The sequence below is a fragment of the Mesotoga sp. BH458_6_3_2_1 genome (assembly GCF_003664995.1).
Lineage (GTDB): Bacteria > Thermotogota > Thermotogae > Petrotogales > Kosmotogaceae > Mesotoga.
The window spans coordinates 32,664-57,868 of record NZ_JFHL01000021.1 but is presented as its reverse complement, the minus strand read 5'-3'; the positions used below and the strand labels follow the sequence as shown (position 1 = coordinate 57,868).

At 47.8% G+C, this 25,205-nt stretch carries 23 protein-coding genes; 11 read left to right on the top strand and 12 right to left on the bottom strand.

The annotated features are described in order from the left end of the window. The first annotated feature begins 3 nt into the window (after nt 1-3). From Y697_RS10330 to Y697_RS10320, 3 genes are read left to right on the top strand one after another with little or no spacing between them, the layout of a single operon-like run. Nucleotides 4-876, top strand: a complete 873-nt coding sequence (locus Y697_RS10330) for a carbohydrate ABC transporter permease (RefSeq protein WP_183083787.1) — start codon at nt 4-6, stop codon at nt 874-876. After that, nucleotides 869-1,720: a carbohydrate ABC transporter permease gene (locus tag Y697_RS10325; protein WP_121551538.1), complete on the top strand. Its 852-nt coding sequence runs from the start codon at nt 869-871 to the stop codon at nt 1,718-1,720. Before Y697_RS10330 ends, Y697_RS10325 begins: the two co-directional genes overlap by 8 nt. Before the next feature lie 38 nt (nt 1,721-1,758). Next, nucleotides 1,759-2,505, top strand: coding sequence for a glutamine amidotransferase (locus Y697_RS10320; RefSeq protein ID WP_183083786.1), 747 nt, complete (start codon nt 1,759-1,761; stop codon nt 2,503-2,505). Nucleotides 2,506-2,717: 212 nt separating this feature from the next. Here the strand turns inward: Y697_RS10320 and Y697_RS10315 are convergent, their stop codons facing one another. The 3 genes from Y697_RS10315 to Y697_RS10305 all read right to left on the bottom strand — a co-directional run bounded on the left by Y697_RS10315 (nt 2,718) and on the right by Y697_RS10305 (nt 5,525). Next, entirely contained in the window at nt 2,718-4,154 is a 1,437-nt protein-coding gene (locus Y697_RS10315) for a cell wall metabolism sensor histidine kinase WalK (RefSeq protein WP_121551536.1), read from the bottom strand. Further along, entirely contained in the window at nt 4,151-4,825 is a 675-nt protein-coding gene (locus Y697_RS10310; protein WP_121526474.1) for a response regulator transcription factor, read from the bottom strand. Before Y697_RS10310 ends, Y697_RS10315 begins: the two co-directional genes overlap by 4 nt. Before the next feature lie 316 nt (nt 4,826-5,141). Continuing rightward, nucleotides 5,142-5,525, bottom strand: a complete 384-nt coding sequence (locus tag Y697_RS10305) for a hypothetical protein (protein ID WP_121551535.1) — start codon at nt 5,523-5,525, stop codon at nt 5,142-5,144. A gap of 186 nt (nt 5,526-5,711) precedes the next feature. Between Y697_RS10305 and Y697_RS10300 the strand changes: the two genes are divergently transcribed. Continuing rightward, nucleotides 5,712-6,761, top strand: coding sequence for a BMP family ABC transporter substrate-binding protein (locus tag Y697_RS10300; protein WP_121551534.1), 1,050 nt, complete (start codon nt 5,712-5,714; stop codon nt 6,759-6,761). 807 nt (nt 6,762-7,568) lie between these two features. Here Y697_RS10300 and Y697_RS10295 read toward each other — a convergent pair. Together Y697_RS10295 and Y697_RS10290 are read right to left on the bottom strand one after the other, a co-directional pair. Continuing rightward, the gene (locus Y697_RS10295) at nt 7,569-8,855 is read right to left on the bottom strand and encodes a HAMP domain-containing sensor histidine kinase (RefSeq protein ID WP_121551533.1); all 1,287 of its coding nucleotides are present in this window, start codon (nt 8,853-8,855) and stop codon (nt 7,569-7,571) included. Next, complete coding sequence (locus tag Y697_RS10290) at nt 8,836-9,513, bottom strand: response regulator transcription factor (protein WP_121551532.1); 678 nt, start codon at nt 9,511-9,513, stop codon at nt 8,836-8,838. Before Y697_RS10290 ends, Y697_RS10295 begins: the two co-directional genes overlap by 20 nt. Nucleotides 9,514-9,650: 137 nt before the next feature. Here Y697_RS10290 and Y697_RS10285 point away from each other — a divergent pair, with 137 nt between their 5' ends. Next, on the top strand, nt 9,651-9,908 hold the full coding sequence (locus tag Y697_RS10285) for a (2Fe-2S) ferredoxin domain-containing protein (protein WP_121551531.1): 258 nt from the start codon (nt 9,651-9,653) through the stop codon (nt 9,906-9,908). 14 nt (nt 9,909-9,922) lie between these two features. Here Y697_RS10285 and Y697_RS10280 read toward each other — a convergent pair whose 3' ends face one another. Further along, entirely contained in the window at nt 9,923-10,672 is a 750-nt protein-coding gene (locus Y697_RS10280) for a nitrilase-related carbon-nitrogen hydrolase (RefSeq protein WP_121551530.1), read from the bottom strand. Then, nucleotides 10,669-11,271 carry a pyroglutamyl-peptidase I gene (locus tag Y697_RS10275; protein ID WP_121551529.1) on the bottom strand — a complete coding sequence of 201 codons (603 nt, stop codon included), beginning with the start codon at nt 11,269-11,271 and terminating at the stop codon, nt 10,669-10,671. The genes Y697_RS10280 and Y697_RS10275 overlap by 4 nt, the downstream gene beginning before the upstream one ends. A 50-nt stretch (nt 11,272-11,321) precedes the next feature. Between Y697_RS10275 and Y697_RS10270 the strand changes: the two genes are divergently transcribed. Both Y697_RS10270 and Y697_RS10265 read left to right on the top strand, forming a co-directional pair. Then, on the top strand, nt 11,322-13,319 hold the full coding sequence (locus Y697_RS10270) for a S9 family peptidase (RefSeq protein ID WP_259462492.1): 1,998 nt from the start codon (nt 11,322-11,324) through the stop codon (nt 13,317-13,319). Between the two features lie 7 nt (nt 13,320-13,326). Continuing rightward, complete coding sequence (locus tag Y697_RS10265; RefSeq protein WP_121551676.1) at nt 13,327-14,358, top strand: GNAT family N-acetyltransferase; 1,032 nt, start codon at nt 13,327-13,329, stop codon at nt 14,356-14,358. A gap of 82 nt (nt 14,359-14,440) precedes the next feature. Here the strand turns inward: Y697_RS10265 and Y697_RS10260 are convergent, their stop codons facing one another. Further along, nucleotides 14,441-14,764: a cupin domain-containing protein gene (locus Y697_RS10260; protein ID WP_121551528.1), complete on the bottom strand. Its 324-nt coding sequence runs from the start codon at nt 14,762-14,764 to the stop codon at nt 14,441-14,443. A gap of 70 nt (nt 14,765-14,834) precedes the next feature. After that, a complete protein-coding gene (locus tag Y697_RS10255; RefSeq protein ID WP_121551527.1) occupies nt 14,835-15,854 on the bottom strand; it encodes a TIGR00341 family protein in 1,020 nt (339 codons plus the stop codon). A gap of 56 nt (nt 15,855-15,910) precedes the next feature. On the opposite strand from Y697_RS10255, the gene Y697_RS10250 reads away from it, so the two are divergent. The 3 genes from Y697_RS10250 (at nt 15,911) to Y697_RS10240 (ending at nt 18,745) form a co-directional block, all read left to right on the top strand. Beyond that, nucleotides 15,911-16,852, top strand: coding sequence for a DMT family transporter (locus Y697_RS10250; protein ID WP_310793769.1), 942 nt, complete (start codon nt 15,911-15,913; stop codon nt 16,850-16,852). Between the two features lie 67 nt (nt 16,853-16,919). Further along, on the top strand, nt 16,920-17,795 hold the full coding sequence (locus Y697_RS10245; protein WP_121551526.1) for an acetamidase/formamidase family protein: 876 nt from the start codon (nt 16,920-16,922) through the stop codon (nt 17,793-17,795). Continuing rightward, nucleotides 17,795-18,745, top strand: a complete 951-nt coding sequence (locus Y697_RS10240; protein WP_121551525.1) for a lysylphosphatidylglycerol synthase domain-containing protein — start codon at nt 17,795-17,797, stop codon at nt 18,743-18,745. Before Y697_RS10245 ends, Y697_RS10240 begins: the two co-directional genes overlap by 1 nt. 22 nt (nt 18,746-18,767) lie before the next feature. Here the strand turns inward: Y697_RS10240 and Y697_RS10235 are convergent, their stop codons facing one another. Continuing rightward, a complete protein-coding gene (locus Y697_RS10235) occupies nt 18,768-19,436 on the bottom strand; it encodes a DJ-1/PfpI family protein (RefSeq protein ID WP_121551524.1) in 669 nt (222 codons plus the stop codon). Nucleotides 19,437-19,632: 196 nt separating this feature from the next. On the opposite strand from Y697_RS10235, the gene Y697_RS10230 reads away from it, so the two are divergent. Next, nucleotides 19,633-20,937, top strand: coding sequence for a glycosyltransferase family 4 protein (locus Y697_RS10230; RefSeq protein WP_121551523.1), 1,305 nt, complete (start codon nt 19,633-19,635; stop codon nt 20,935-20,937). Nucleotides 20,938-20,970: 33 nt separating this feature from the next. Here Y697_RS10230 and Y697_RS10225 read toward each other — a convergent pair whose 3' ends face one another. After that, on the bottom strand, nt 20,971-22,041 hold the full coding sequence (locus Y697_RS10225; RefSeq protein WP_121551522.1) for a DUF362 domain-containing protein: 1,071 nt from the start codon (nt 22,039-22,041) through the stop codon (nt 20,971-20,973). Between the two features lie 331 nt (nt 22,042-22,372). Continuing rightward, nucleotides 22,373-25,177, bottom strand: a complete 2,805-nt coding sequence (locus tag Y697_RS10220; protein ID WP_121551521.1) for a response regulator — start codon at nt 25,175-25,177, stop codon at nt 22,373-22,375. Nucleotides 25,178-25,205 lie beyond the last annotated feature (28 nt).

Here is a 25,205-nt window from a genome sequence, read left to right as displayed (position 1 = left end):
TATTTGAGCAAGAGAGTACAAATACTACTTTTCATTTTACCAGGTTTGATCCTTGTCGGCCTGTTCGTCTATGGCTTCACGGCCTGGACGTTTCAGGTATCGTTGACAAACTGGCGAGATGTCGGATCGGCGGGAGACTTTGTAGGGTTGGATAACTATATCAGGCTGTTTTCAAAAGACCGGGTTTTCAAAACTTCACTGGTCAACACTCTCAAGCTTACACTGGTGTTTATCGGCGTGACGATCCCTCTTGGTCTCTTCCTTGCGGTGCTTCTAGACCTCAATTTGAAGGGAAAACAGCTGTTCAGACTTATATTTCTGCTCCCGCTATCCTTTTCCTTTGTTGCCTCGGCATCAATGTGGACTTGGATGTTCTCTCCGGAGATAGGCTCGGTGAATGCCTTGCTTCGGGCAATCGGACTAGATTCTCTTACTCAGCCGTGGATCACATCTGACAAACAGTCATTGATCTGCATTGCAATAGCTTATGTATGGCAATTTTCAGGTTTTTCAACGTTGGTATACTACGCTGGGATAAGCGGAGTAGCGCCAGAGATAACCGAAGCTGCGAAGATCGACGGAGCTTCGACTTTTCAGAGGTATATGAAGGTCATAATTCCCATGCAGAGACCGGCAACGCTCACGGTCCTCATGATTCTTCTCATGTATTCACTGAGAGTTTTCGACCTCGTCTGGCTAATGACCGGAGGAGGACCGGGCAGTTCTACGGAGATACTTTCGACCTTCATGTTCAGGACGGCCTTCAACAGAAATAGATTCGGATATGGGGCGGCCGTCGGGGTCGTGATGTTTGCCATATCGATCCTGATTGTCATTCCCTTCTTTGCGAAACTGAGGAGAAGCGAGTATGAGTAGGGCGAGATCAAAATCGATTTCAGGAGTAGGGGATATTACAAAGAAGGGCATCATCTATCTGTTGCTTCTAGCCGCAGCCTTCTTCTATCTCTTCCCGATATACACGGCAGTGAACACTTCTCTGAAGAGCAATCAAGAGCTGGCCTACGGTCCCGTCAATATAGTCAGAAATCCCGAATTTGCGAATTACCTCAAGGCCTTTTCCGAGATAGACAAACCGATCTGGAATAGCTTTGTGATAACTATGGTTGCAACTGCGATATCTTCGGCGCTCGGTGCATGGGGAGGCTTCGGATACTCCAAACTGAAATTCAGGGGAAGTTCCGTTCTCTTTCTGATTCTAGTTCTGGGATTTTACATTGCTCCCCAATCGATACTGATACCGCTGCTGAGATTCATTGGAAGTATCGGTTTGTACAACTCTTACTGGGGGCTGATACTTACACATACTGCGTACGGGGTTCCAATTACGACACTGCTTTTCAGGAATTATTTCGAATCTCTGCCCACCGAGGTTGTTGACAGTGCGAGAATAGACGGATGCAGCTACATAGGCACCTTCTTCAGGATTGCGCTCCCGCTATCATTGCCGGGTTTCGCAGTTGTAGCGATCTTCCAGTTCACAAATATCTGGAATGAATTCCTTTTCGGGTTGATCCTCACCAGGGGAGCCGATTCTCAGCCGCTTACGGTTGCGATAGGCAATCTGAAAGGGACGACCGTTGCATCGTGGAATATTCAGATGGCCGGGATGTTGATTTCTGTTCTTCCCGTACTTATCGTGTACATATTCTTTTTGAAGCTGATCGTGAAGGGGCTGCTTATGGGTTCGGTAAAAGGCTAATATATTGAAGATAAATGACTGAAAATGGAGGTGTTAGCGTGAAGAAAAAGGTATTGCTTCTTGGAGAAACATGGACAGTAACAAAGATTCACACAAAGGGTTTCGACGTTGTAGAGCTCGGAGGTTTCGATGACTACTCTGTGTATTTCAAAGAACCTATGAAGGCCTTTGAGGACATAGAAGTGACACACATCCCCAATCATCAGGTGCTCAGCATGTTCCCGTCGACCGCAGAAGAGCTGGCGAAGTTCAACGTAGTAATCATTAGCGACTGCGGAAGAAACACCCTGACAATGTACCCCGATATGTTCAAAGTACCTATGGGCCCGAACAAGGTCCAGATGTTGTCGGACTACGTTTTAGATGGCGGATCGCTCATAATGACTGGTGGATACGTTGACTTCCAAGGCTTCCAGGGCAAGGGTAACTACCACGGCAGCCCGATCGAGAAAGTAATGCCTGTCAATATGATGGAGACTGACGACAGGGTAGAGGCAACTCAAGGGGCCTCGGTCAAAGTATTGAATCCCAATCATCCGATCTTGAAGGGTATAGATACAACGTGGCCGAGATTCCTGGGCTACCAGAAGGTCTTTCCAAAGGAAGGTTCCGAAGTACTTGCCGAGATCGACGGCGATCCCTTCATAATTGTCGGTGACTCGGGAAAGGGCAGATCGATGGCCTTCATGTCAGATCTTGCACCCCACTGGGGAACTGACTTCGTGAAGTGGGAGTACTACGGCAAATTCTGGCATCAGGCTATTAGCTGGCTCAGCAAGGAGTAGATAAGAAGAGAGAGCTGAAAAAAGCTATCTGCCTAACTGGGGTTCGGTCACTATTCCAGTTTTATGCGAATGATTTCAGAGAATGGAAGGCTGGCCTTGGATGGGCCGGAAATACAAGAGGGCACGGTTTGCGCCCTCTTGTTTTGTCTCGATCATTTTGAATTCAGAAAGTGGCTAGTGTAGCGGTGTTCTTCCGGAAACAAAAAAGAATTCTAAATCGGTAGCTCGACTATCGTGGCCACGAACTCCTCTTCATTAACCATTGAAATGGTTCCACCATGCAGTTCGATAATTCTTCTCGTTATGCTCAGGCCAAGTCCGGTTTCTCCTCCAACCCCCTTGTTGAAGGGTTTGAAGAGCTCTTCCAGTTTGGCTTCGGCGATCTTCTCTCCATCGTTTGCGAATCGCATCAAAAGATTCTCTTCTCTCTCGTCTACTTCCATAGTTACCTCTATCCTGTTCTTTGCATAGCGAATCTGATTTGAAAGTATGTTTTCTATGGCTATCGCCAGCTGTTCCTCATTAACCTCGGTCTTGAAGTCTTTGAGATTCAGGTTCCAGTCAATATCGTCCCTCTGGAATGAAAATCGGCCGACTGTGTCCTCAACCAGCTCTGAGAGATTGACTTCCTCTTTTTCGAGGTCGTGACGCGACAGGTATTCAAGTCTCGTTATGAAGAGCAGATCCTTTACCCTCAGATCCATTCTCTGGATCTCTTTATCTATGACGTCTATAGCACTATCCAGGTCGCCCCCGGGATAAATGTCGTCTTTGATTGCCTGTGCGTAACTTCGTATAACCATGACAGGTGTCTTCAGTTCATGGGAGATAAACTGGAGCATTGACTGTTGTTCTCTGTCCTGCTCGCTGAGGCTCTTTCTCATATTTTCGATTGAATCGGCTAGCTCTCCGATCTCGTCGCTTCTATTCAAAGAAATCGGCCTGTCCCAGTTTCTCTTTGAGATCATTCGCACGTCCTCTGAAAGCTTCTTGAGAGGCTTAGTAAGGTATCTAGAGAAGACTACTATGAAAACCAGACTGACCACAGTCATTATCGCCATTACGAGCAGCAGCCTGGATAACAACGTTGATGAAAGAGTGTTCATGTACGTATCCCACATATAGGAAATCATCGTAACGTCTCTTCCCGAAATCTCTTCAGTACGAATCACATAGAAAAGACTCCGGCCGGAGAGAAGCGTTTCGTACCTCTCTGAAAGCGACGTCTGCTTTTCTGCGTTTTCTCTAATGGATTGCATAACAGGAAGTATTTCGGGAATAATCGTTCCGCTAATTAGTACGTCCCTGGAAGTTGAGTCCTGAAGTGGAGGAGTTCTGTCGGAGCTATCCTGGGTTCCAAATCTGTTCAGGTAGTAATCTATTAGGTCAAACTCCCTGTCGAAGACCATTATGTGTCCTACGTCTCTGGCATTTCTAAGACTGTTGAGGTCGATATCCTCGAAGGGGATGAACCCTCCCTGTAATTCGATAATCCTCACTTCTTGAGTGTACTCTATCGTTCTGTACGCTTCGGTGGTGAAAAAGTCTCTTATAGACCATCTGAAGACGATACCCAGAAGGAGGAATAGGATAGAAAGAACGGCGGCAAATAGCAGCCAGAGCTTGTCGGACAGACGCCAGGATTTCATATGTTCACACTCTTATAGCCAAAACCGTAGACGGTTTCGATCTTGAAATGGGGCATCTTCTTTCTAAGTCTCCGTACAAGATCGTCAACTGCTCTATCACTACCGTAGTGGTCGTAACCCCAGACTCTGTCAAGTATCTGGTCTCTTGAAAAAGGCTTGCCTTTGCCGTTGACAAAGAGCAGGAGCAAATCGAACTCCATGGAAGTGAGCTCAATAAGCTGTGACTGATTCTCGTCGATTTCTTCGGTAACTGTTCTTCTCGCCTCGTCGATCTTGTATGGAGGAACGTGTATGATTCCGCCAGAATGGTGGATGCGCTCAAGAATCTTCTTGACCCGAATGACAAGCTCCCTTGGGAGAAAGGGCTTGGACAAGTAGTCGTCGCTTCCCATCTCGAGTCCGACAACTCTATCAATATCTTTGTCCCTTGCTGAAATAAAGATCACAGGTATCATCGAATCTCTCTTCCTGATTTCTCTGAGAAGCTCGAAGCCATCGATCCCCGGCAGCATTATGTCAAGAATCCAGATATCGGGAGAGTCATCGATTTCATCGAATGCGTCGCTGCCGTTCTTGAACGACTTTACTTCCCAGCCCTCCTTCTCGAGATAGGAAGTCAGCACGCTGTTCAGATTTTTCTCGTCTTCAACAAGATTTATTCTTGTTCCCATGAATCACACCTCTGTTACTTCCGCCTCATTCAATAATAATCGATTACTCTGTGAATTACTAACCAATAAACCGGACTGCAAGGATATGTCTCAGTTTCAATATTGCAGTCCGGCCTTTCCAAAGAACTACCTTTTCTGAGTAACGATCAAAACACTGTCACATGCTGCACAGTCTTCGCCACTATCTATTGCCGTTCTCAGATTATCACGCTCCTTTACACGTACCGAATGGGGCGGTTCCAGTAATCTATGTCAGACTGTCATCGTAGCTCTGCTATTGTTCACGCTGTTCTTTGTTAAAGAGCTTTATAGAAACTTAACCGGGATCAACGCTCTTAACTGCCACAACTATTGTCTCAACTCCATTGCTCACCCTTGTAACCTGAATCGAGAACTCGGGCGGTTCGTAGATACAGCCCGCGGCAGATTGCAGTGTGTTGTGATTCATGTGAACCGGAGTCATATCGAGCATCATCACTTCCGTAATCGATTCCTCTTCCCAGGAACGCAGCGTTTCCTCAAGATCTTCAGGGTCGATTACGCGGTTATCTGTTACGAGACGAGTTTCAGTCCCTTCGATTTCGCTCACCACAACTCTGTTCAGAGAATACAGGCCCAAGTCCTTCAGCTTCTGGATAAGGTCGTCCAAAGTCATTTCCGTCTTATCTGAATATCGCTTCTCATGGCTTGTGACTAACATTTCTTCAACTCCTTGGAAGTCTCTGAGATCTAGTTCTCAGTAATATTATAGGAAGTAATATCCGAAAGAATTCGGCAAAAGTGTGGGATATAATGGGATTCATAAGACCGGAATTCCACTGGTATTGCAATGTAAGGTATTTAAAAAGGAGCGTTTGGGCTATTGAACTGCCTACGGAGGTGACTTATGAAAGGGATAATTACCGTTCTATTCATACTGTGCGCAGTTATTCTGGTTTCAGAGCCTCTCAGCATAGGATTCATCTATGTTGGTTCGGTCGATGACGGGGGCTGGACAGAGAAACACGACGAGGGCAGGCTGTATCTCGAGAAGACTTTTGGAAGTCAAATCGAGACTTCGTTCATAGAAAACGTGACTGAAGGAGAACAGGACCTGGAGGTTCCTAGAAGTTACGCCGAACGTAACGTCAAACTCCTTTTCAGTACAAGCTTCGGCTTCATGGACGACGTGCTGGAGATAGCAAAGGACTATCCCGATACGATCTTCATGCATTGTTCGGGATATGAGACTGCCGAAAATGTCGGGACCTACTTCGGAAGGATATATGAGCCGGCGTATCTGACCGGTCTCATAGCCGGTAAGATGACAAAGAGCAACATAATCGGCTATGTAGCGACATTCAAGATTCCGGAAGTTATCAGGGGGATAAATGCTTTTGCGATTGGAATCGCAAAGGTCAATCCCGATGCGCGCGTGCACGTTATCTGGACCGAGACCTGGTTCGATCCCTCTTCCGAAGAGGAGGCGGCCGACGCCCTCCTGGATCTTGGAGCCGATGTAATCGCTCAGAGCCAGGATTCGCCAGCTGCAGTTCAGGCGGCCGGACAACGGGGCGTTTACGCTATTGGTTACAACACCGATATGAGTGCCTTCAGTCCAGACACTTTTCTGACTTCTCCCGTATGGAACTGGGGAGTCTTTTACGAGAGAGTCGTAAAAGAAGTAATGGAGGGAAAGTGGACCAGCTATCAATACTGGGGCGGAATAGAGGACGGTGTAGTCGACATAGTGATGAGTAATCTGGTTCCCGCCGATCTTCAGGAACTTACGAATAAAGAGAGAAGCCGGATAATTGAGGACGATTATCATCCCTTCGAAGGGCCTTTGCAAGATCAAGACGGAAAACTAAGATATTCAGAGGGCGAAGAACCAACCGACGAAGAGCTTCTGACCATGGACTGGTTTGTGAGCAACGTCATCGGCAGCCCGAAGTGACTCTTATCTGTTTAGTCTAATGGAGCAGACCAGTCAAAAGGCGAGAATCATCGCCGCCAGTAAAGGCTTCGCCTTCGCCAGTACCACTTCGTGGTGCCAGTCTCGCCTTCGGCGAGGCCAGTTCCGCTGCGCGGGCAAAGAGCCATCCTTCGTTAATTGTCCCAAATCATGGACGGCTCTTAATGCTCTTGATCTTAAATCCCCGCTTGAGCGGGGGGGACCGCTTGCGGTGGGGAGTGTGGTCTTTGAACAGCTTTTGGAATAGATTGGCCTGTTCGAAATTGAACGACAAATTCACTCTTCAAGTTGTTTGGTCTGTGATCCATAGGTATTCTCATAGAAGCAACAAGGAATGAACATCGAACAACCGTCTCAGGGGACTATGTCAGGGCAGTAACTTTTCCAAACGTTGGAGACTCACACCCTCCGCCACTACGTGGCCCTCCTCCCTCAAGGGAGGATTAAAATCCTTATTCAGAAGCTCAAACAGTTTCTAGAGGATCATCCCTTGATCCGGGGCATGGACTGTTTTTTCACTGCGTGAAGCATTTTCTTTCAAACAAACAGCAGTCGTTTCGCCCGACATAGTGGGAGCTGGCCTACGAAAGCAGACTAGCTTCTGAATTCCTCCCGCGGAAGCGGCATCACTTCCCCGGATGCTCTTCCGGGCATCACTTCCCGACGAAGGCGGCCTCGCCTCCTGCCGGAGGCAGCATCACTTCTACTCTTGCTCTTCCTACCCGCAACCACCAACCCCGAACCTCGTTTTCATCATCATCTCATCAAAGTCCGGATATAAGAAAGAGCCTATTTGTGCTTTCTTGATGGTATTCGTATTTCAAATATGCTTCCTCCGCCGGGGCGGTTCTCGACAGTTATTTCGCCCCCTAGCGAGCCGATCATTTCCTTTGCTATTGAGAGACCCATGCCGCTTCCCGAGCTGTTGTGAGATTCGTCTATCTTGTAGAATCTATCGAATATCCTTTCCTTATCCGGGTCATCTATGCCGGGTCCGGAATCGCCTATCTGAATGAGGAGTGAAGCTTCTCTCTCAAAGGCCTTAACGGTGACATCGCTCTTCTCTTCGGTGAACTTGATAGCATTTTCAAGCACGGCCGCAACCGCGACTTTAAGTTTGTCCAGATAGGTCCTGACGAAGAGATCTTCATCGCTCTCAAGGATTATTCGGACCTCTTTCGATTCGGCGAAGGTTCTGTGATACTCTTTCATCTCTTCGAGAAACTCACGAACTCTCACATCCTGATAAGATATCACCGCCGAACTATCGTTGTTTGCTTTTGCCTGTAGCAGGAGTTGATTGACAACATTCTGCATACTCCGGGTAGCACCGTCAATCGCATCTATCTTGTCTCTCGACTCACTTTCCAGTGGTCTGCTCTTGAGCAGATCTACGCTCAGCCTCATAACCGTAAGGGGCGTCTTTAACTCGTGAGAAGCGTCGGCAGTGAAGCGCTGAAGTCTATCATAGCTTTCTCTCAGAGGTGTCAGAACGTAACCGGCTAAGGCCAGACCGACTATCCAGGAGATGGCCGCGACGAGCACTATCAGTAGAATCAGGGAAAAGAGAAGACTGGTAGATTTTTCGCTCAGCCCTTCGATAGATCTTCCAACCCTAAGGAAGAAAACCGGTTGTCCCGCGATATTTCTAATAGCTCTTGTAAGAATGTTGTATTCGAGTTCCGAGTCATCGTAATCAACGACCTTTGCCTTCGAAGCCCCCTCAACTAACGGCAGATTGCTCTTTATCGTCCCTCCGAGCTGAAGTACACTCTCTCCATCAGGAGTGACGAACTCCAGGATCTCGTTTTCCGCGGTGAAGAGGTCAAGATTTCCGGAATAGTTCCTGAGCATTCTCTCCAGGGCTATCAGGGGTGCCCTTCCGATTCTGGCCTCGATCCTATCTGCAACTCTGTTCAAGGCAGTTATTTCGGCCCCTCTTTCAAGCCTTAGGGCGAGGACGAAAATGAAGAGACTCAGCAGGGAAACGAGAGAGATGACGATGAGGGTGAAGAATAGCGTCCATCTCCTCTTTGCCTTTCTGAATGAGAGTCCTTCACCTGTCACTGATCTCATAACCCATTCCCCTGACCGTCTTTATCAGCTTCTTTCTTCGTCCTCCGTCGATCTTCTTGCGGATATTCTTTATATGGCTTCTAATTACGTCCGACCACAGTTCATCGTCTTCATTCCAGAGATGTTCTTCGAGCTCGCTCTTCGGAACGACCCTGCCACTGTTGAGCATTAGATATTCGAGGATCTGGTACTCCTTCTTTCGGAGTTCTATCTTCTCGTTTCCCCTGCTTGCGGTCTTAAGCGACATGTCCAGCTCCAGATCTCCTACTTTCAGAACTCTTGAAGGAGCTCCGCCAAACTGAGCCCTTCTCAAAAGAGACTGAATCCTTACCACAAGTTCCCTGATATCGAATGGCTTCGGAAGATAGTCGTCGGCCCCTAAGTCGAAGCCCCGGACTTTGTCTTCGATGCTATCCAGAGCCGTAAGCATCAGAACTGGTATTCTGCTTCCCGAATCTCTTATCTTCTCAAGCACCTGCCAGCCGGTAAGTTTGGGGATCAGAATATCCAGAACAATAACGTCAAAGGGGCCGTCGAGAGCCATATAAAGCCCCTCTTCCCCGTCGACTGCAAGTTCGGCGATGAAGCCCTCTCTTTCGAGAGACTCTTTAAGCAATCTGCCCAGACTACGCTCATCTTCAACAATCAGAATCTTCATTTCTACTCCTCCACGATGAAATCATACCAGTAGAAGTGTGAAATCTTCGAGAAAGCTGCGGAAGATCATGTTCCGAAAAAAACGTATTAATTAGGTTATAATCTGTTGTGAAAGTAGTCACAAATGGAGGTTTGCCCGTGATTATCAAAGTCTGCATGGGAAGCGCGTGTCTTATGAAAGGCTCTTCCGAGGTCAGTAAGAGGCTCATGGATCTGGTTAACGAACATGGTTTAGGCAACCTTGCCACCTTAAAGGCGTCCCACTGTATGGGACCCTGTTGCGACGGAGTTGTAGTCGACATAGACGAGAAAAGATTCACCGGAATTTCGATGAAAAACGTCGACGAATTCTTCATGAGAGAGGTATTGAAACTGGAATCAGATCAGACCCTCTAGTAGGGTTTAGAGCTTCATATATCCTTCAGGGCGGGGAATCTCTCCCGCCAGTCTCTTAGAATACTCATTCTCTCATAGTCCAGTTCCCACAGAAGCAATCCCTTCTCTGCTTCAAAGGGTACTTCGTTACCATCTTGATCGAAGAGTACTGAAAAAGCCTCGTCGTATTCTATGCCGTTGCCGTCAACCCCAGTCCTGTTTAGACCCAGAACAAATGACTGGTTCTCGATTGCTCTCGCCTTGAGAAGAGCTTGCCAGTGATTAGCTCGCTTTTCCGGCCAGTTGGCAATTACTATCATGACCTCTGCAGGCAAGTTGGCCCTGAAGAGCTCGGGAAAACGAAGATCGTAACAGATGTTCAGAGAGAAGTGTATGTTTTTCATCTTGAAAGAGAGATTAGTGTCACCGGGGCTGTAAACGATATTCTCCCCTCCGTAAGAAAACAGCTTTCTCTTCCTATATATCAAAGGCTCCGAATCCAAAGAAAGAAAAGCGGCGCAGTTGTAGAATTTCGAATCTCTTCTGTCTATGAAGCCGTAGACTGCCGGAATACCCCAGTGATCTACCTGCTTCTTGAAGAAACCACATGCATCTCTCACATAAGCCTTCTCTGCGTTAGGAGTAAACCCGCTCAAGGCAGTTTCGGGAAAAACAATCAGCTCAACGCCTGCCTCCGAGGCCCCGGCGAAAAGTCTTTCGATTATCTTCATATTTATCTCTGGAGACTCCCAAACTATGTTGAGAGGAACGCCGCCTATTCTCATCTATTTTCCTCCACTGCAAGATCTATTATCCTCGAAAGGACCCTAGCCGAGACTTCCGCCTCTATTGCAGGTCTCTCTTCTCCCGGACCTATCTGTTCGTGAATGCACGGTATATGTACGAACCCGGCCGGGATGTCTATGCCTCTCTTCGTGAGAAAGTCCATACACCTGTAAAAGAGATAGTTACAGACAAACGCGCCTGCTGAGAAAGACTTCTCGATTGGAAGACCCTCAGCCTTAAGTTTCGAGACGATCCCGTCGACCGGAAGCCTCGAAAAGTATCCGTCGGGAGAGGAAGGAATTATCTTCTCACCGGTCGCAATGAATCCGCTGTTGTCCGGAGTCGCGGATTCCTTCCAGTTGATCGCAATCTTCTCTGGAGTAACGAGAGATCTCCCGGCCGCCTGGCCCACCATGATCAACGCCTCCGGAACGTTGTCTAGGAGCCGCAGCCTCAGTCGAGAAAAGGCGTCGTCAAAGACCGTTGGTAGGCTCATGAGCTCAATGCCTTCCCTAATATCTGCTAGAAGCTCCACGACTATTTGCGAAGCGTTTATTTTACTTCCTCCGAAGGGGTCGAAATGGGTCACGAGTATCATCTTTTACACCTCTCATTCCCTATAATTTTAGCATCATAAGGAAGTCGAGAATGAAAAGCCGTCATTCTGGTAGAATGATTCTGAAAGGGGTGATCTCGTTGAAGAAGCTGAAGCTTGAGGATCTCTACAAATACTCCGCTGTGGGCGATCTTCACATTTTTCCCGATAGGGAGAACTTTGTCTTTGTAAGAAAGACTATGGACAAGAAGAAGAACCAGTACGAAAGCAACATCTGGTCGGGCAACATGAAAAGTGGAGAGGTCCGGCAGCTGACCCGTGGCGGGAAGGACGGTTCCCCAGTTGTCAGTCCAGACGGCAAGAGTATTCTCTTTGTCTCTGGAAGAGACAAGGATGCGAAGGGATCAGGGCTTTATCTTCTGCCTCTTGCGGGCGGTGAAAGCAGACTGGTGAAGACTCTTAAAGGAGGATTCTCCTCTGTCTCGTGGATCGATTCGGAGACGGTTCTCTTCATAACGAAGCACGCCCCCGGGGAAGACCCCGAGAAGATCGAAGAAGACGATTCTCCAGAGAAGAAGGTTTACGAAATAGACAAAATACCATTTGTCTCTAACGGCGCTGGATTCACCGAGAACAGAACAGGCCATCTATATAAGATGAAACTCGAAAATGGAAAGATGGAACCGATTGAGGCCGTCGGAGGCGATATCGAAAGCATCGTTTTATCTCCCGAGAGAAAGAGTGCCGCGGTGACGACAACGGAAGAGATGGAGAAGAGACCGATATGGAGCAGTCTCTACGTCCTCGATTTACAAAGCGGAACTGCGAAGAGAATCGGAGACGACACCCTCTCTTTCTATCATTGCGAGTGGTCAGACGATAGCGAACTCTTCGCTGTCGCGACAGACTTCAAGAAGGGCTTTCCAACCAATCCCTTCATAGTACACGTTAATCTGGAATCTCTTAAGCTTGCTGCTCTTGCACGAGAAATGGACCTGTACTTCGGCAACAGCCTGAACAGCGATGTGAGGGGCGTCTCGCCGAACACGTCCATAAAGGTAGTAGAAAACAAGTTGTATTCACTCGTAACTGCCGGGTCGCAGATAAAGCTGATTTCTATGGATAAAGAGGGAAAGGTCGAGGAAATCGCTGTCTCTTCGGGGAGCATAGACTGCTTCGATATCGCGGGCGAGGCGCTTCTCCTTTCCGAGATGACTACGACAGAGCCACTGGAGATCTACTCTCTTGTCAAAGGCAAGAGGAAGAAGCTCACAGACTTCAACTCCTGGATTAAGGGTATAAAGCTGTCGAAGCCGGAGAGCTTCGAAGTGGAGGCCTCTGACGGTCAAAAGATCGAAGGCTGGATAATGAGGCCGTTCAACTTCGAGGAAGGGAAGAAATACCCGGCCGTAGTGGAGATCCACGGAGGGCCGAAGACGGCATATGGCGGCGGATATATACATGAATTCCAGACTCTGGCCTCCGAAGGGTATGCAGTTATCTACTGCAACCCGAGGGGAAGCGCCGGTTACGGGACCGACTTCGCCGACATAAGAGGTCATTATGGAGAAAGGGATTTCGAAGACATAATGGAAATCGTCGAGTACGTGATAAATGAGTGCGATTTCGTCGACGAAGAGAGGCTCGGTGTCACCGGGGGCTCATACGGCGGCTTCATGACAAACTGGATTGTAGGACATACTGACGCCTTCAAGGCGGCCGTCTCCCAGAGGTCTATCTCGAGCTGGATTTCCTTCTTCGGCACTACGGATATAGGATATTTCTTTGCAAGCGACCAGACCGGAGGCGATTTCTTCGACAACCTCGAGGGTTATCTAAGGCAGTCACCTCTGATGTCGGCACCCAACGTCGTCACTCCGATTCTTTTCATTCACTCCCTTGAAGATTACAGATGCTGGGTCCCCGAAGCGATGCAGTTTTTTACTGCGTTAAGATATCTAGGCAAAGAAGCCAAAATGGTGCTCTTCCCGAAGGAGAACCACGAGCTTTCCAGAGGCGGCCTTCCCATACATAGAGAAAAGCGTTTGAGGGCAATACTGGAATGGTTCGATTCCCATCTGAAGATATGAGCCGTTGATGGAAAACAAGAAGGCAGGAAACATCCATGTAAGATTCGCCTCAATCGATGACAACGAAAAGCTCCTCAAGATCGAGCGAGAGTCGGCTCAGGAGGGGAGCATCTGGCTAGTTGCATTCAGAGAGGACTTCTTTGGAAGACTGAAGTACTTCGAAGAGGGTTTCATTATGATTGCCGAAGACGCCTATGACATCATCGGATGTATCGGTGTTGGAATCGACAACCTGATCGTCAACGGAGAGATCAAAAAGGGCATATATCTCTTTGGGCTTCGGACGAACCCGCAATACAGGCTGAAAGTCGCCCGCTGGCTGAAGTCGATCATTCAGGAACTGCAGAATCTTCTTGGCCCCACGGATTTCGATTTCGGATATGCCTCGGTTAAGGCCGACAACACCGCCTCGAAGAAGATTCTCGAGCACATGGGTTTCTCCACTATGGCGACTCTGGACTTCTACGCCTGCCCGGTTAGGAAGACCTCTCAGGAGAAGTCGGTTTTTGTGGAAAGGGAGGTCGACCTGGAAACGATTTTGGACCTTTACAAACCTCTCGAGAAGGATCATGACCTTCTTCTTCAAGGTACTAAGGCCTTCGAAGTGATGGTTACAGAGAGGAGATTGAGGTTATTCAAGACTGAAGGTGCATACGCCCTGGTTCTCGACACGAGCGGCGAGCAGGACTTTGGAATCACACGCCTTTCAAAGGGGTTGAGGGCCTTCCAGCTTCTGGCTCAGGGAACTCTTTCACCGCTGGTGAGGATCCCGAAAATGAACGAGCGATTGAGGTCCTGGGACGTTCTTCTCTTCGGCTGGGACGATATCCGAAGCGCGCGAAAGATCGTAAGAAAGATCCATAGATGCGCCTGGCAAGAGGGCATAACGCTGATAAACTTTTCGAGGGACAGGAGCCTCGGGAGTATGAAGGGTGCGGTAGGTCCTCTCAGTTTCAGGATTCCCTTTGAGATAATGATCTATGAGAAGAACAGCATAAATAGAGGAAGCAGACCTATAATAAGAACTCCGACGATATAACTTGAAAATTCTCTTTTCGGATTGACTGAAGACTTGGTAAATGAGAGGCCGGGTCGGAAATGCTTAGACCCGGCCTTAATATCTATGGATGAGGTGCCTTCACTACCAGAACCCGCAAAGTCTCTTCTCCGGTGTTGACTATTCCGTGCGGTATCATTTTCCGACTGTCTATGATGTCATCTTTCATTACTTCATGCTTATCTCCGCCGATAGTGATTATTCCTCTACCGGCGAGCACCAGTATGAAAACATCGACAGGTGTCTTGTGCTCGGCCAACTCCATCCCCTCGGCTATGTCAATGACGACCGCCTGCGCATTCTCTCTGTCGTAGATTATCCGACCCTTTAGTCCGGGTCTGTCAAGTGCAACTTTGCCCTTTTCAATTGAGCTCTTCACCAACTTCATCACCTCGCCTCTAATGTTAATACTATCTTAGCAAACCGAAGAGCCCCGATCGGTAACATATGTTACCGTATCATAGGACTTCGCTCAGGAATAGCGAGAGAGCCAGAAGCCCGAGGACTACTACCCAGCCAATTATCGTAACCCTAACAGCCTTGCCCGCCTTATTCGCTTCCCACCAGGAGCGCGGTTCTATCCCCTGAAGTCTGAACGTTATGATTGAAGCGAGGTTTATACAGACAATGTTGACGAAGAACAGGAGTATCGCTCCGGAGAATCCGTCGATATTTCCGCTTCCGAGGAGCAGCCCTGCCGCAGCCAGCGGCGGCATAAGCGAAACGGCTACCATAACCCCAATGAGCGAAGTGGATACCCCAGAGCTGATCGAAAGGGCAGCAGCCGTTCCCGATGCGAACGCCAGCACAATGTCGCCCAGGTTGGCCACTGTTCGACTGGTTATCTCGTTAGTAGTGTAATCTAGTCTGAATAAGAGCCCGAAAACAAGAGCAAAGGCAAAGCCCAGCCCGATACGGATCAGATTCGTTCTCACTGACTTTGCGAGAAGTCCGAAGTCTCCGAGCGTCGTTGCAAAGGACTGCGCGACGTTTGGCCCTAGCATCGGAGCGATCACCATCGCCCCGATGATTATTGCGGGGCTGTTTCTCACAAGGCCTATCGTAGCTACGATGGCCGACAATACTATCATCGCTATATCTACCGCGTCGTTCGAGATCATCTCCGAGATGTCGTGATAAAGCTCTTCTCTGCTTATCCGCTTGAAGATTTCCTTCTCGGGCTTCTTCTCCTCTTCCGTAGCCTGTTTCTCTTCTTCTTTTTCCTCTTCTTGAGCTCTTGGAAGCGAGGCTTCTACCTGAAAGAGTATTGCCCTGAAGGATTCATCCTGGGTGAAGCGCTGCTCGAGAGAGTCGAGGATTTTCTCGCTGTTCTCGGCAAGCGCCAGTATCTTCGTCTGCCAAAGCTCTTCCGACGTCTTAACAGTCCAGTAGCCGATTATCGATTTCTCTTCCAGCATTTCCTTCAGATCTTTTTCGGGGTCGGAACCTGAGAATACTTCTATCAGTCTTTCGGCCATCTAATCACCATCCCGTATAGAGACTGTGGCATAATTGTCTTGCTCGCTAAGAATATATTACACCTGCAAATAAGAAGAGAAGGCATCGGATCAGGGAGGTCGGAGTATTCTATCTTTTGCTGGCGATACTTTCCAGTTCCTCCATAGCAATGATTTTCAAAGTGACGGAGGGAAGAAGCTACAACAGGCTCGCGGTTACGACGTTCAATTACCTGAGCGCGTTTTTAGTAGCGCTCGTTATGATAGCGGTTGAAAGACCTGCCGTAGGTCCCGGCGGAGGATCTCCGGCCGAAGTCATAGTGAAGGGAGAACGTCTATTCAGCCTCACCAGCAGCGTAGTCTGGGGCCTGTCTTTGGGACTCGTTTCCGGCCTCTTCTTCTTTCTCTCCTTCATCTTTTATCAGAAGAGTGTCAGGGAAAGCGGGGCAAGCCTTTCCGGAGCCTTCGGAAAGCTGGGGATTCTAATACCCATGATTCTTTCTTTGCTAGTCTGGAAGGAGTATCCGGAAGCGCTGCAGTGGGTCGGGATCTTCCTTGCCATCTTCTCGATCGTACTCGTGAACAACCCTTTCGGATCGGGGAGGCAGAATTTCAGAGCCGCTTTAGTCATGTTGTTTATTACCGGCGGACTGGCCGAATTTATGAACAAGCTGTTCCAGAACTACACCGTCAGCGGATACAAGAATGTCTTTCTCTTCAGCGTCTTTGCAAGCGCATTTTCGATAAGCGCGTTCTTTCTGAAGAGGTCCGGTAAGTCTTTCCGTAAGAAGGAAGCAATCATAGGACTGATCGTGGGATTGCCAAACCTCTTCTCATCCTTCTTTCTCATAATGGCCCTGGAAGAAATGAAGGGTTCCGTGGTCTTTCCTGTTTACAGTGCCGGAAGCGTTGTGATGATAAGTCTTGGAAGCCTTATGTTCTTCGGTGAAAAGCTCAAGAAGCTCGAGATGATATCCTTAGGCATGGTGCTGATTTCTCTTATTATAATAAACATATGATATCTCTTTGGATTAAAACAACGTCGAGGTAGTATTGAGACAATATCAGTCAGTGGAGGTGCGTCCCGTGTTACACAGAATTGGAAGAGACAGAGTAGTGTACGATATGTCGCCTAAACACAAGCCCGTTCTGGAAGTCAGCCCGGGGGATACTGTAATAGTGGAGACGGAGGATTGCTTCTGCCACCGGATCGTCTTGGAGTCACAGACCGTCGGAGGAGACTTCGACTTCACTCATGTGAATCCGGCTACCGGGCCCATCGCCGTAAAGGGAGCGATGCCGGGTGACACGATAGTAGTCAGTATAGAGAGCATAGAGCTGGACAGTCAGGGCGTTGTCGAGACCTGCCCCTTCTGGGGCCCGGTTAGCAATGTCTCCAGGGAGTGCGTTACCGAAATCGTCAAGATCGACGGCAATTTCATGTCGTTTCTGGGAGAACGCATCGAAATAAAGCCTATGATAGGCGTAATCGGAAACTCTCCGGCCGAAGGTTCCGTTTCCTGTACAACTCCGGGATGTCATGGCGGAAACCTCGACACAAAAGATATTGCGGCCGGTTCGAGAGTTTATCTTCCGGTCTTCGTGAAGGGAGGGAATCTCTCCCTCGGTGACGTTCATGCGAGAATGGGAGACGGGGAAGTCGGCGGCACAGGAGTCGAGATAAGAGCCCTTGTGAGACTCAGTGTAGATATAGATAAGATGCCCGTCGAAAGCCCCACCGTCGAAACCGAAGAGGCTTTCTACCTTTTGTTCAGCGCAAAGACTCTTGAAGAGGCAAGCCGCGGCGCGGTTAAGAGGGCAATCGAATTCATATCCGACTGGAAGTCGATCCCGGCTGAAAAGGCATATATGCTGACAAGCATCACGTGCGATTTGATGATAAGCCAGGTGGTGAATCCACTGGTAACTGTGCGAGTTAGAGTTCCGAAAGAGATTCTCTAGTGATAGACATCAGAAAGGTATTTCTCTCTTTAAGAAGGCTTCTGCCCTTTCTGGGAATAGCTCTTTTCACTGTCTCGATCTACGTGCTCGTTCGTGAGTTGAGTCGATACACTATCAGCGATATTGCTGCAAAGATCGGGGAGGTTCCGGCTTCCAGGCTTGTGATAGCGGTCTTCCTGACCTTTCTGACTTACTTGAATCTGAGCTTATATGATCTGATCGCTTCCAGAAGGGCGGGAGTCAAACTGAAATTTACGTCGATCGCTCTTGTTTCTTTCGTTGGATACACTTTCAGCAAGAATATCGGTTTCACGTTTCTTTCGGGTACAAGCGTCCGCTTCAGGTTATACGGAAAGTGGGGAGTAGCAGGAGGGAAGATCCTCTTAATAATAATTCTCAACTATCTTACTTTCTGGCTTGGTTTCTTCGCCCTTTCGGGCATCCTGTTCACTCTTTGGCCGCCAGTTCTTCAGAGTGCAGTCAGAGTACCCTTCGGATCACTGAAGGTTATTGGAATAGCCTCTGCCGGCATCTACGTTCTCTATATGGTAGTGGTTAGCTTCAGAAAACGTCCGTTCAGAATAAGAGGAAAGAGTTTCACTCTTCCGGGGAGGTCTTTCACGCTTGTCCAGACCGGGATATCCATTCTCGACTGGCTGCTTTCTGCAGGAGTGTTTTTCATGCTTCTCCCCCCGGAAATCGGTTATTTTGAGGTTCTTGGCGTCTTCCTGCTGTCGCAGTTTGCAGGTCTGTCGAGTCAGGTTCCAGGAGGGCTGGGTGTCTTTGAAGCACTCACTATCGTTATTCTATCACCGACTCTGCAGGCGGATATAATAGTGGCTGCTCTTATACTCTTCAGAATAGTATTCTACCTTGCACCTTTCCTTATTTCGTTGGTTTTATTTGGGGTAAATGAATTTCTCTTCAGAAGCTCCAGAAATTCCGATTAAGAGAATTACTTTGTGCTTTCTGCTAATAAACCATTTCCAGAAGCTTCTCAACCAGCTTCTCGATATTTACCTTTTTTTCTGCGAGGTTCTTGAATCTTGAAAGAAGAGGGGCTGTGACAATTCTATTTGTTTTGTCTACACAGACCTCACCTTCTTCGCACGGAACATGATCGATAGCAAGCTTCTCAACGACACTTAATCTTCTGCTCGGGTTGCCGGAAGCAGTCACCATAAGATTTGCAGCGACATTTTCAAGAGACTTGGCAAGGATAAAGACCCCTTCGCCGGCCGCACCCAGAGGCTTTCTCTTCTTGAAACAGTTAACCAGAAGTCTTTGCAGACCATTATTCACTCTGAATTGCTCTTCCTCATCCTCAAAAGTCGACAGGCTATTGAGTACTCCTTTGCCACCGGGAATAAGGAGGAGATCCAGATCATCCTCACAGACGTCTTCGATTTCACTTACCAATCCGTTGAGTAATCGAGCAGATTCAGTGAGTTGATTCCTCTTCTGTTCTAATTCAGCCGATTTCCGGGTCTGGTGATTGAAGACCTCATATTGATCTTTGTCCAGTGCTACACAGAAGATCTCGGCCCCGGCTTTCTCGAGAGAAAGAAAGGTTATAATTGCTTCGTCGACCGCCGTTCCATCTTCAGTGCCGCATCCGGCCAGTACCACTCCACACCTCAATGTCTTTCCTCCTTACCGGAACCGCAATAACGAAGTAATCTCCAGCGGCGCCAGAAATATTAATGGATTTTATCATCTTTGCCGCCCATTCCAGATGACTCGTAAGTGTGTTGGCCATCTAGACTGTTGACATGCCGGCGAGATTATTGGATATTAGTAATGAATTCCTTTGACTATTCGGCAAGGGGGTGTTCTTATGAGAGTGGGTTTGATTCACTACAGGGCCGGACTGATGGACGGTGTTTCCCTTGAAATGGAAAAGTGGCGTAAGGTTCTCTCAAGAATGGGCCACTCGGTGGAGATCATTGCGGGAAACAACGCTCCCGGTGTAGATATTGTGATTCCGGAGATAGAATACAACGACGAGAAAAATGAAATCCTGAATTCGAAGCTCTACGGCAGAACGACTTCATCGGAAAGCGAACTGCTCGATGAACTTTCCACGAGAACCGCCGAGATGCTCGGCAGCTTCAGATCGGTTCTCTCTGACTTCGATCTTCTTATACCGAACAACATCTGGTCACTTGGATGGTCTATACCTGCGGGACTGGCTCTGCATGACTACGCAGAAGAGACAAAAAAGCCGTTTATCTCTCACAACCACGACTTCTGGTGGGACCGACCTTACTACTCCAGTCCTTATCGGGGAATAATGGAACTCTTACAAGACTACTTTCCTCCGGACCTTGAGAACGTGAGAAATCTGACGATCAATTCAATTTCAGCCTCTGACCTTCGTAGGAGAAGGGCGATTCGGGCTGAAGTCGTCCCTAACGTTATGGATTTTCGGCAGTCAGACTGGACTTCAGACAAAATCAATCGAGAAATCAGAAGCAGGTCCGGCATAAATGAAGGTGATGTTGTCTTTCTGCAGGCTACAAGAATAACGGAGAGAAAGGCCGTCGAAACAGCTATTAGACTTGCTGCTGAATTCAATATCGTTTCAAGATCGTTGACTGGTAAGAATCTGTACAATGGGAAAGCGTTCTCGGGAAGAGTCGTTCTTGTCTATTCCGGCATTACCGAAAGGCAGTCCAGAAATTACAGGTTGAGACTCGATGATCTAGCATCGAACCTCGGAGTCGAAGTAATCGATATCGCCTCTTGCTCTTCTTTGACTCAGCAGGCATTCCTCGAATCATATAGTGTGGCAGATATCGTGACGTACCCAACTATCTTCGAAGGCTGGGGCAATCAGCTCCTGGAGGCCCTCGTCTCTAGGAAACCCGTTGCCATTTTTAGGTACAGCGTTTTCATGAGCGACATTCAGGATAGTGGTATCTCCTTCATTGATCTAGGTGATCAGTATGGCTACAAGGAAGGGTTGGTGGAGATTCCCGCCATGAATATCAAGAACGCCGCAATAGAAATTTCCGAACTTCTCTTCGATCGAGAGAGATACAGAGAAGTCACTGAAAGAAACTTCGAGCTTGGAAGAGAAAAATTCAGTTTCGACACTCTCAGTGAAATAATCCAGGGACTGATAGCCGATCTGTCTTGAGCAAGAAAATAGCTTTTCCTGGATCTTTCATTGCTATCTGCCGAAGCAGGCGACTTTCTGGAGTTTGTAGGCGGTTTTTCCCAGTCCGATATTTTCGGCATGCTCCAGTTGATGATGCCAGGTGATACCGGGATGGGCCTTCTCAAAAGGATCATATCCCAGTCTTTTGATAACTAAGTCTATGCATGCCTTGTCCAGCGCTACCGGATCTCTGCTTGCCACTATGCCGATATCTTCCACTACTGGAGGCCTGTTTATGTGCCAGCAATCGCAATCCGGCGACACGTTGTTGATGAAGGAGATATAGAGGGCCTTCTTTCCTTTTGAAGCTGCAAGAGCGTATTCGGCAATCTTCTTGCTCAGAGACTCTGGGGTGCCGCCCGGTCCGGCGCTCATCGCACCGTAGTTGCACATGGCAATGCATTGACCGCAGCCGATACAGAGATCGTAGTTGATTCTCGCGACTCTTTCAACTGTAATCGCTCCAGTCGGACAGTTTCTCTCACACATTCCGCAAGCCACACAGTTTGTCTCTCTGACAACCGGCTTGGACTCGGAGTGCTGTTCCATTTTTCCGGCCCGTGAGGCTGAACCCATTCCAATATTCTTGAGTGCCCCTCCAAATCCAGTTTGCTCATGTCCTTTGAAGTGGCTTACAACAACAAGGGCGTCTGCTAGAGCTATCGCAGATGCGATTTTCGCTTTCTTAATGAATTCACCCTCTATTTCGACATCGATTTCATCCGAGCCTCTAAGTCCATCGGCAATTACAACCGGTGTGCCCACTGACTCCATCGTGAAGCCATTCAAGGAGGCAGTCGCGATGTGATCGACAGCATTTGCCCTGCTCCCTTTGTAAAGAGTGTTTGCATCAGTGAGGAAGGGAACGGCCCCCAGTTTCTTTATCTGATCGGCGATCACCCTCAGATAGTTCGGCCTGATGTAGGCGAGGTTTCCGTACTCCCCAAAGTGAAGCTTGATTGCAACAAGCTTGCCGGCCTCAATTACGTCTTCAAGACCAGCTTTCTTAACAAGAGCCTCGACCTTTGAGAGAAGTCCCATCTGTGGAGTGGTCTCCATATCAGTAAAGAATACTGTGGCCATGCTTTTCCCTCTCTTTCAAATGGAATCAGTACTGAAAATGACCGAATCACTTCTGGGTTGCGGATGTTCGAAATAGTCAGTTCCGTCTGCATTATTGAGTAGTATTCTCAATGTTACCATATCTTGAATGCCTGCTTCTCTCTTATGTTGGAGAATCAAGCTTGTATCGAAGTGGGGAAAATGAAATAGTGATTCTTTTGCACAGAACCCAGCGGAATTGGAATGGGAGCACCCATCGAGAGTTCTCAACAGAAAAGTGATGCGATTAGTCAAGACTGACAGAGAAATCCTTAAGGAAGCCTGGTCGAAGCTATAGATGCAACCTCAAATCCTACTCCCAGAATCTCCTATAAACCTTTCGCAGCCTTAGCAGATTATCAGAGACGTTTTGTTCATCGCCGTTTTTTGCTGCCGTCTCAATCACGAAACCTATCTCGGAAATCTCCTCTACACCGTACATCCTGCCGGAACCCTTAAGGCCGTGGCCCTCTCTGGAGATGAATGCCATGTCCTTTCTCTCGAGGGAGCTCTGGATATTGGCAATTGTCTTGTCAATGTGTTTCCCATATTCGGCGAACATAGCGGTTGCCTCTTCCACAGATAATCCCATGTCCTTTGCGAAGAGACTGATACTATCCGATGAATGCTTAGCCGCACCCGGCTTGGAAAAGCTGTCTGCTCTTCTATTTACGTTCTTTCCGTAAACACCAAGGTGGTAACGAACAACTTCGAGAAGGTCATACTGCTTAACAGGTTTCCCAAGGAAGCCGTCACACCCGGCCTCGATTGTCTTTTCCTCATCTCCCTGCATTGTGTGTGCAGTCAAGGCAATAATCGGTATCTTGTAACCTTCTTCTCTTAATATCTTTGTGGCTTCATAACCGTCCATAACAGGCATTTGCATATCCATAAGAACGAGATTGTAGTTGTCTCTCCTTATCTTCTCCACGGCCTCCTTACCATTGCCGGCAAGATCGACGGAATAACCTGCCTTTTCAAGTACTTCTTTTATCAACAGCTGGTTGGCTTCATTATCTTCAGTCAGAAGAATCTTATACTTGTCACTGGCAGAGTTCGGCTTTAGTTCGAAATAATTCCCAACTTTGCTCAGAAGCTCATCTTCCTTCACCGGCTTCTGAATTATTTCGTCTGCCCTGTCGCCAAACTGGACCTCATCCTTCGAAGCATCTGTTATTACTATTATGGCGGCTTCACTGATTTCGTCAAGAGCAGTAAGAGCTTCGCTCGCATTCTTCGGAGTGTCTACAATTACAAGAGATGCGCCTAGTTCTCTTACCGCTCTTGAGAGATTGGCTAGATTTGTAACGGGCTCGAAGCGTACTCCATTTCTTCCTAACATCGAGCCAATAATAATAAGAAAATCCTCATTTTCCGATGCAAGGATGACCTTTCCCGATACAGGGAGCTCTGCCTTTTCCTTCTGCTTAGGTATTTCCGTTGAGATCTGTGAAGGTATTCTCACAGTTACTTTCGAACCTTCACCAACCTTACTCTCAAACCTTATGGTTCCACCCATCAATTCAATAATTCTCTTCGTTATGGCCAGGCCAAGGCCCGTTCCACCGAACTTCCTTGACATTGTCCCATCTGCCTGGATAAAGGGTTCGAAAATCTTGTCAATTTCATCTCTGGAGACCCCGAAGCCTGTATCTTGAACGGCGTAGATCAGGTGTTTCCCATCATAGTCAAGAAGTATGGAAACATATCCCTTCTCGGTGAATTTCAGACCGTTTGAAATCAGGTTTGTTAAAACCTGTCTCATTCTGAACTCATCACCGTCGACATATTCCGGAACTCTTTCGGTTATGCTGTTTGCAAAATGCAGACCCTTTGAATATGCCATCGGAAGGTATGTTTCGGTCAACTCGCTGACCAGTTTCGTTGGGCTGTAAGGGGAGATCATAAGGTCGAAACGGGCCGCTTCAATTTTGGAGAGATCGAGCACATCGTTGATAAGGCTTAGAAGATGCTCTCCGCTTCTGTAAATAGTCTTCAAGTACTTCATTTTTTCAAGATTCGTCTCCTCGTTCATCAAAAGCTCGGCAAAGCCCAGGATAGCATTCATCGGAGTCCTCATCTCGTGAGACATGTTGGCGAGAAATTCCGATTTCATCTTACTCGCCTGCTGTGCTTCTTTTGAAACCTTTCTGAGCAACTCGTTGGAGTTCTTAAGTCTGTCCAGTGTCTTCTCTATGAACCCCATTGTGTTGTTAAGTTCTGAGGCAATCTCTCCGAGTTCATCGTTGGAATTGAGTTTCACCCGTGAAAAGGATCCCTTCTTTATCGATTCAAATCCCTTCAGCAACTCAGAAAGGGCTTTGGATATATGGGAGTTAAGAGAGAAGGAGAGTACGAATGAGAATCCAAATACACCCAGCACAACGATACTGAGAATCGGAAGAAGTCTGTTTCTAAGCATTACTAGAAGGCCTTCAGACTGAAGAACATATATATCTGCGCCGCCGATTGAAACCTTGTCTACCAAGAAGCGCGAACCGGAGGAAAAGATTGAAAAGGCTGGTCTTGGCTCGCTTACGGAGAATGGTATTTCGCTTGACCATCTCTCCTCGTCAAGTACCGTCCTGACGTAAAGGCCGGAGTCTGAGAACTCTCTGGAAATCACGAAGTAATCGTCAATAAGAAGAAAAGCGATTCCATCCTGTCCTAGAAAAAATGAAAGACTCTCTATATCATTGTTGTCGAAGACTATTCCGACCACGTACTGCGATTCGTTGCTGATCATTGTGGAGAAGTAAACAAGCTGTCTTTCAAACATTCTGAAGCCGTTCCCAGAGTTTTTAAGCTCATCGATTTCCTCTTCGGAAAGCGCGGACCTGTTTAGGATTATATCTCTTTCTTCCCCAAGTCGGACGAGAACGTCATATTCGTTGTTTAACACGCCTTCTAGAGCGTACCCGTCAACAAAGAGCTTCATGTCTCTGCGCAGATCGATGAACCACTGAAAGACAGATTGCTTCTTCGAGCTGAGATAGCTCTTGTATTCATCTGTGGCAGTGCGAACAAATGTTATCGAAAGTAGTGTGACGAGTACAGTCAATACCGCCAGAACGAAAAGCAGAAACTGAAGAGAGATCTTTCTGCTAAGCTTTCTCATCGCAGACCTCCGCCCCCTTTTTCTGAAT

Excerpts from the sequence above, each read along its gene's own strand:
- Y697_RS10325 (WP_121551538.1), top strand. The coding sequence starts at position 869 with ATGAGTAGGGCGAGATCAAAATCGATTTCAGGAGTAGGGGATATTACA.
- Y697_RS10315 (WP_121551536.1), bottom strand. The coding sequence starts at position 4,154 with ATGAAATCCTGGCGTCTGTCCGACAAGCTCTGGCTGCTATTTGCCGCC.
- Y697_RS10310 (WP_121526474.1), bottom strand. The coding sequence starts at position 4,825 with ATGGGAACAAGAATAAATCTTGTTGAAGACGAGAAAAATCTGAACAGC.
- Y697_RS10305 (WP_121551535.1), bottom strand. The coding sequence starts at position 5,525 with ATGTTAGTCACAAGCCATGAGAAGCGATATTCAGATAAGACGGAAATG.
- Y697_RS10300 (WP_121551534.1), top strand. The coding sequence starts at position 5,712 with ATGAAAGGGATAATTACCGTTCTATTCATACTGTGCGCAGTTATTCTG.
- Y697_RS10295 (WP_121551533.1), bottom strand. The coding sequence starts at position 8,855 with ATGAGATCAGTGACAGGTGAAGGACTCTCATTCAGAAAGGCAAAGAGG.
- Y697_RS10290 (WP_121551532.1), bottom strand. The coding sequence starts at position 9,513 with ATGAAGATTCTGATTGTTGAAGATGAGCGTAGTCTGGGCAGATTGCTT.
- Y697_RS10280 (WP_121551530.1), bottom strand. The coding sequence starts at position 10,672 with ATGAGAATAGGCGGCGTTCCTCTCAACATAGTTTGGGAGTCTCCAGAG.
- Y697_RS10275 (WP_121551529.1), bottom strand. The coding sequence starts at position 11,271 with ATGATACTCGTGACCCATTTCGACCCCTTCGGAGGAAGTAAAATAAAC.
- Y697_RS10270 (WP_259462492.1), top strand. The coding sequence starts at position 11,322 with ATGAAAAGCCGTCATTCTGGTAGAATGATTCTGAAAGGGGTGATCTCG.
- Y697_RS10265 (WP_121551676.1), top strand. The coding sequence starts at position 13,327 with ATGGAAAACAAGAAGGCAGGAAACATCCATGTAAGATTCGCCTCAATC.
- Y697_RS10260 (WP_121551528.1), bottom strand. The coding sequence starts at position 14,764 with ATGAAGTTGGTGAAGAGCTCAATTGAAAAGGGCAAAGTTGCACTTGAC.
- Y697_RS10255 (WP_121551527.1), bottom strand. The coding sequence starts at position 15,854 with ATGGCCGAAAGACTGATAGAAGTATTCTCAGGTTCCGACCCCGAAAAA.
- Y697_RS10230 (WP_121551523.1), top strand. The coding sequence starts at position 19,633 with ATGAGAGTGGGTTTGATTCACTACAGGGCCGGACTGATGGACGGTGTT.
- Y697_RS10225 (WP_121551522.1), bottom strand. The coding sequence starts at position 22,041 with ATGGCCACAGTATTCTTTACTGATATGGAGACCACTCCACAGATGGGA.
- Y697_RS10220 (WP_121551521.1), bottom strand. The coding sequence starts at position 25,177 with ATGAGAAAGCTTAGCAGAAAGATCTCTCTTCAGTTTCTGCTTTTCGTT.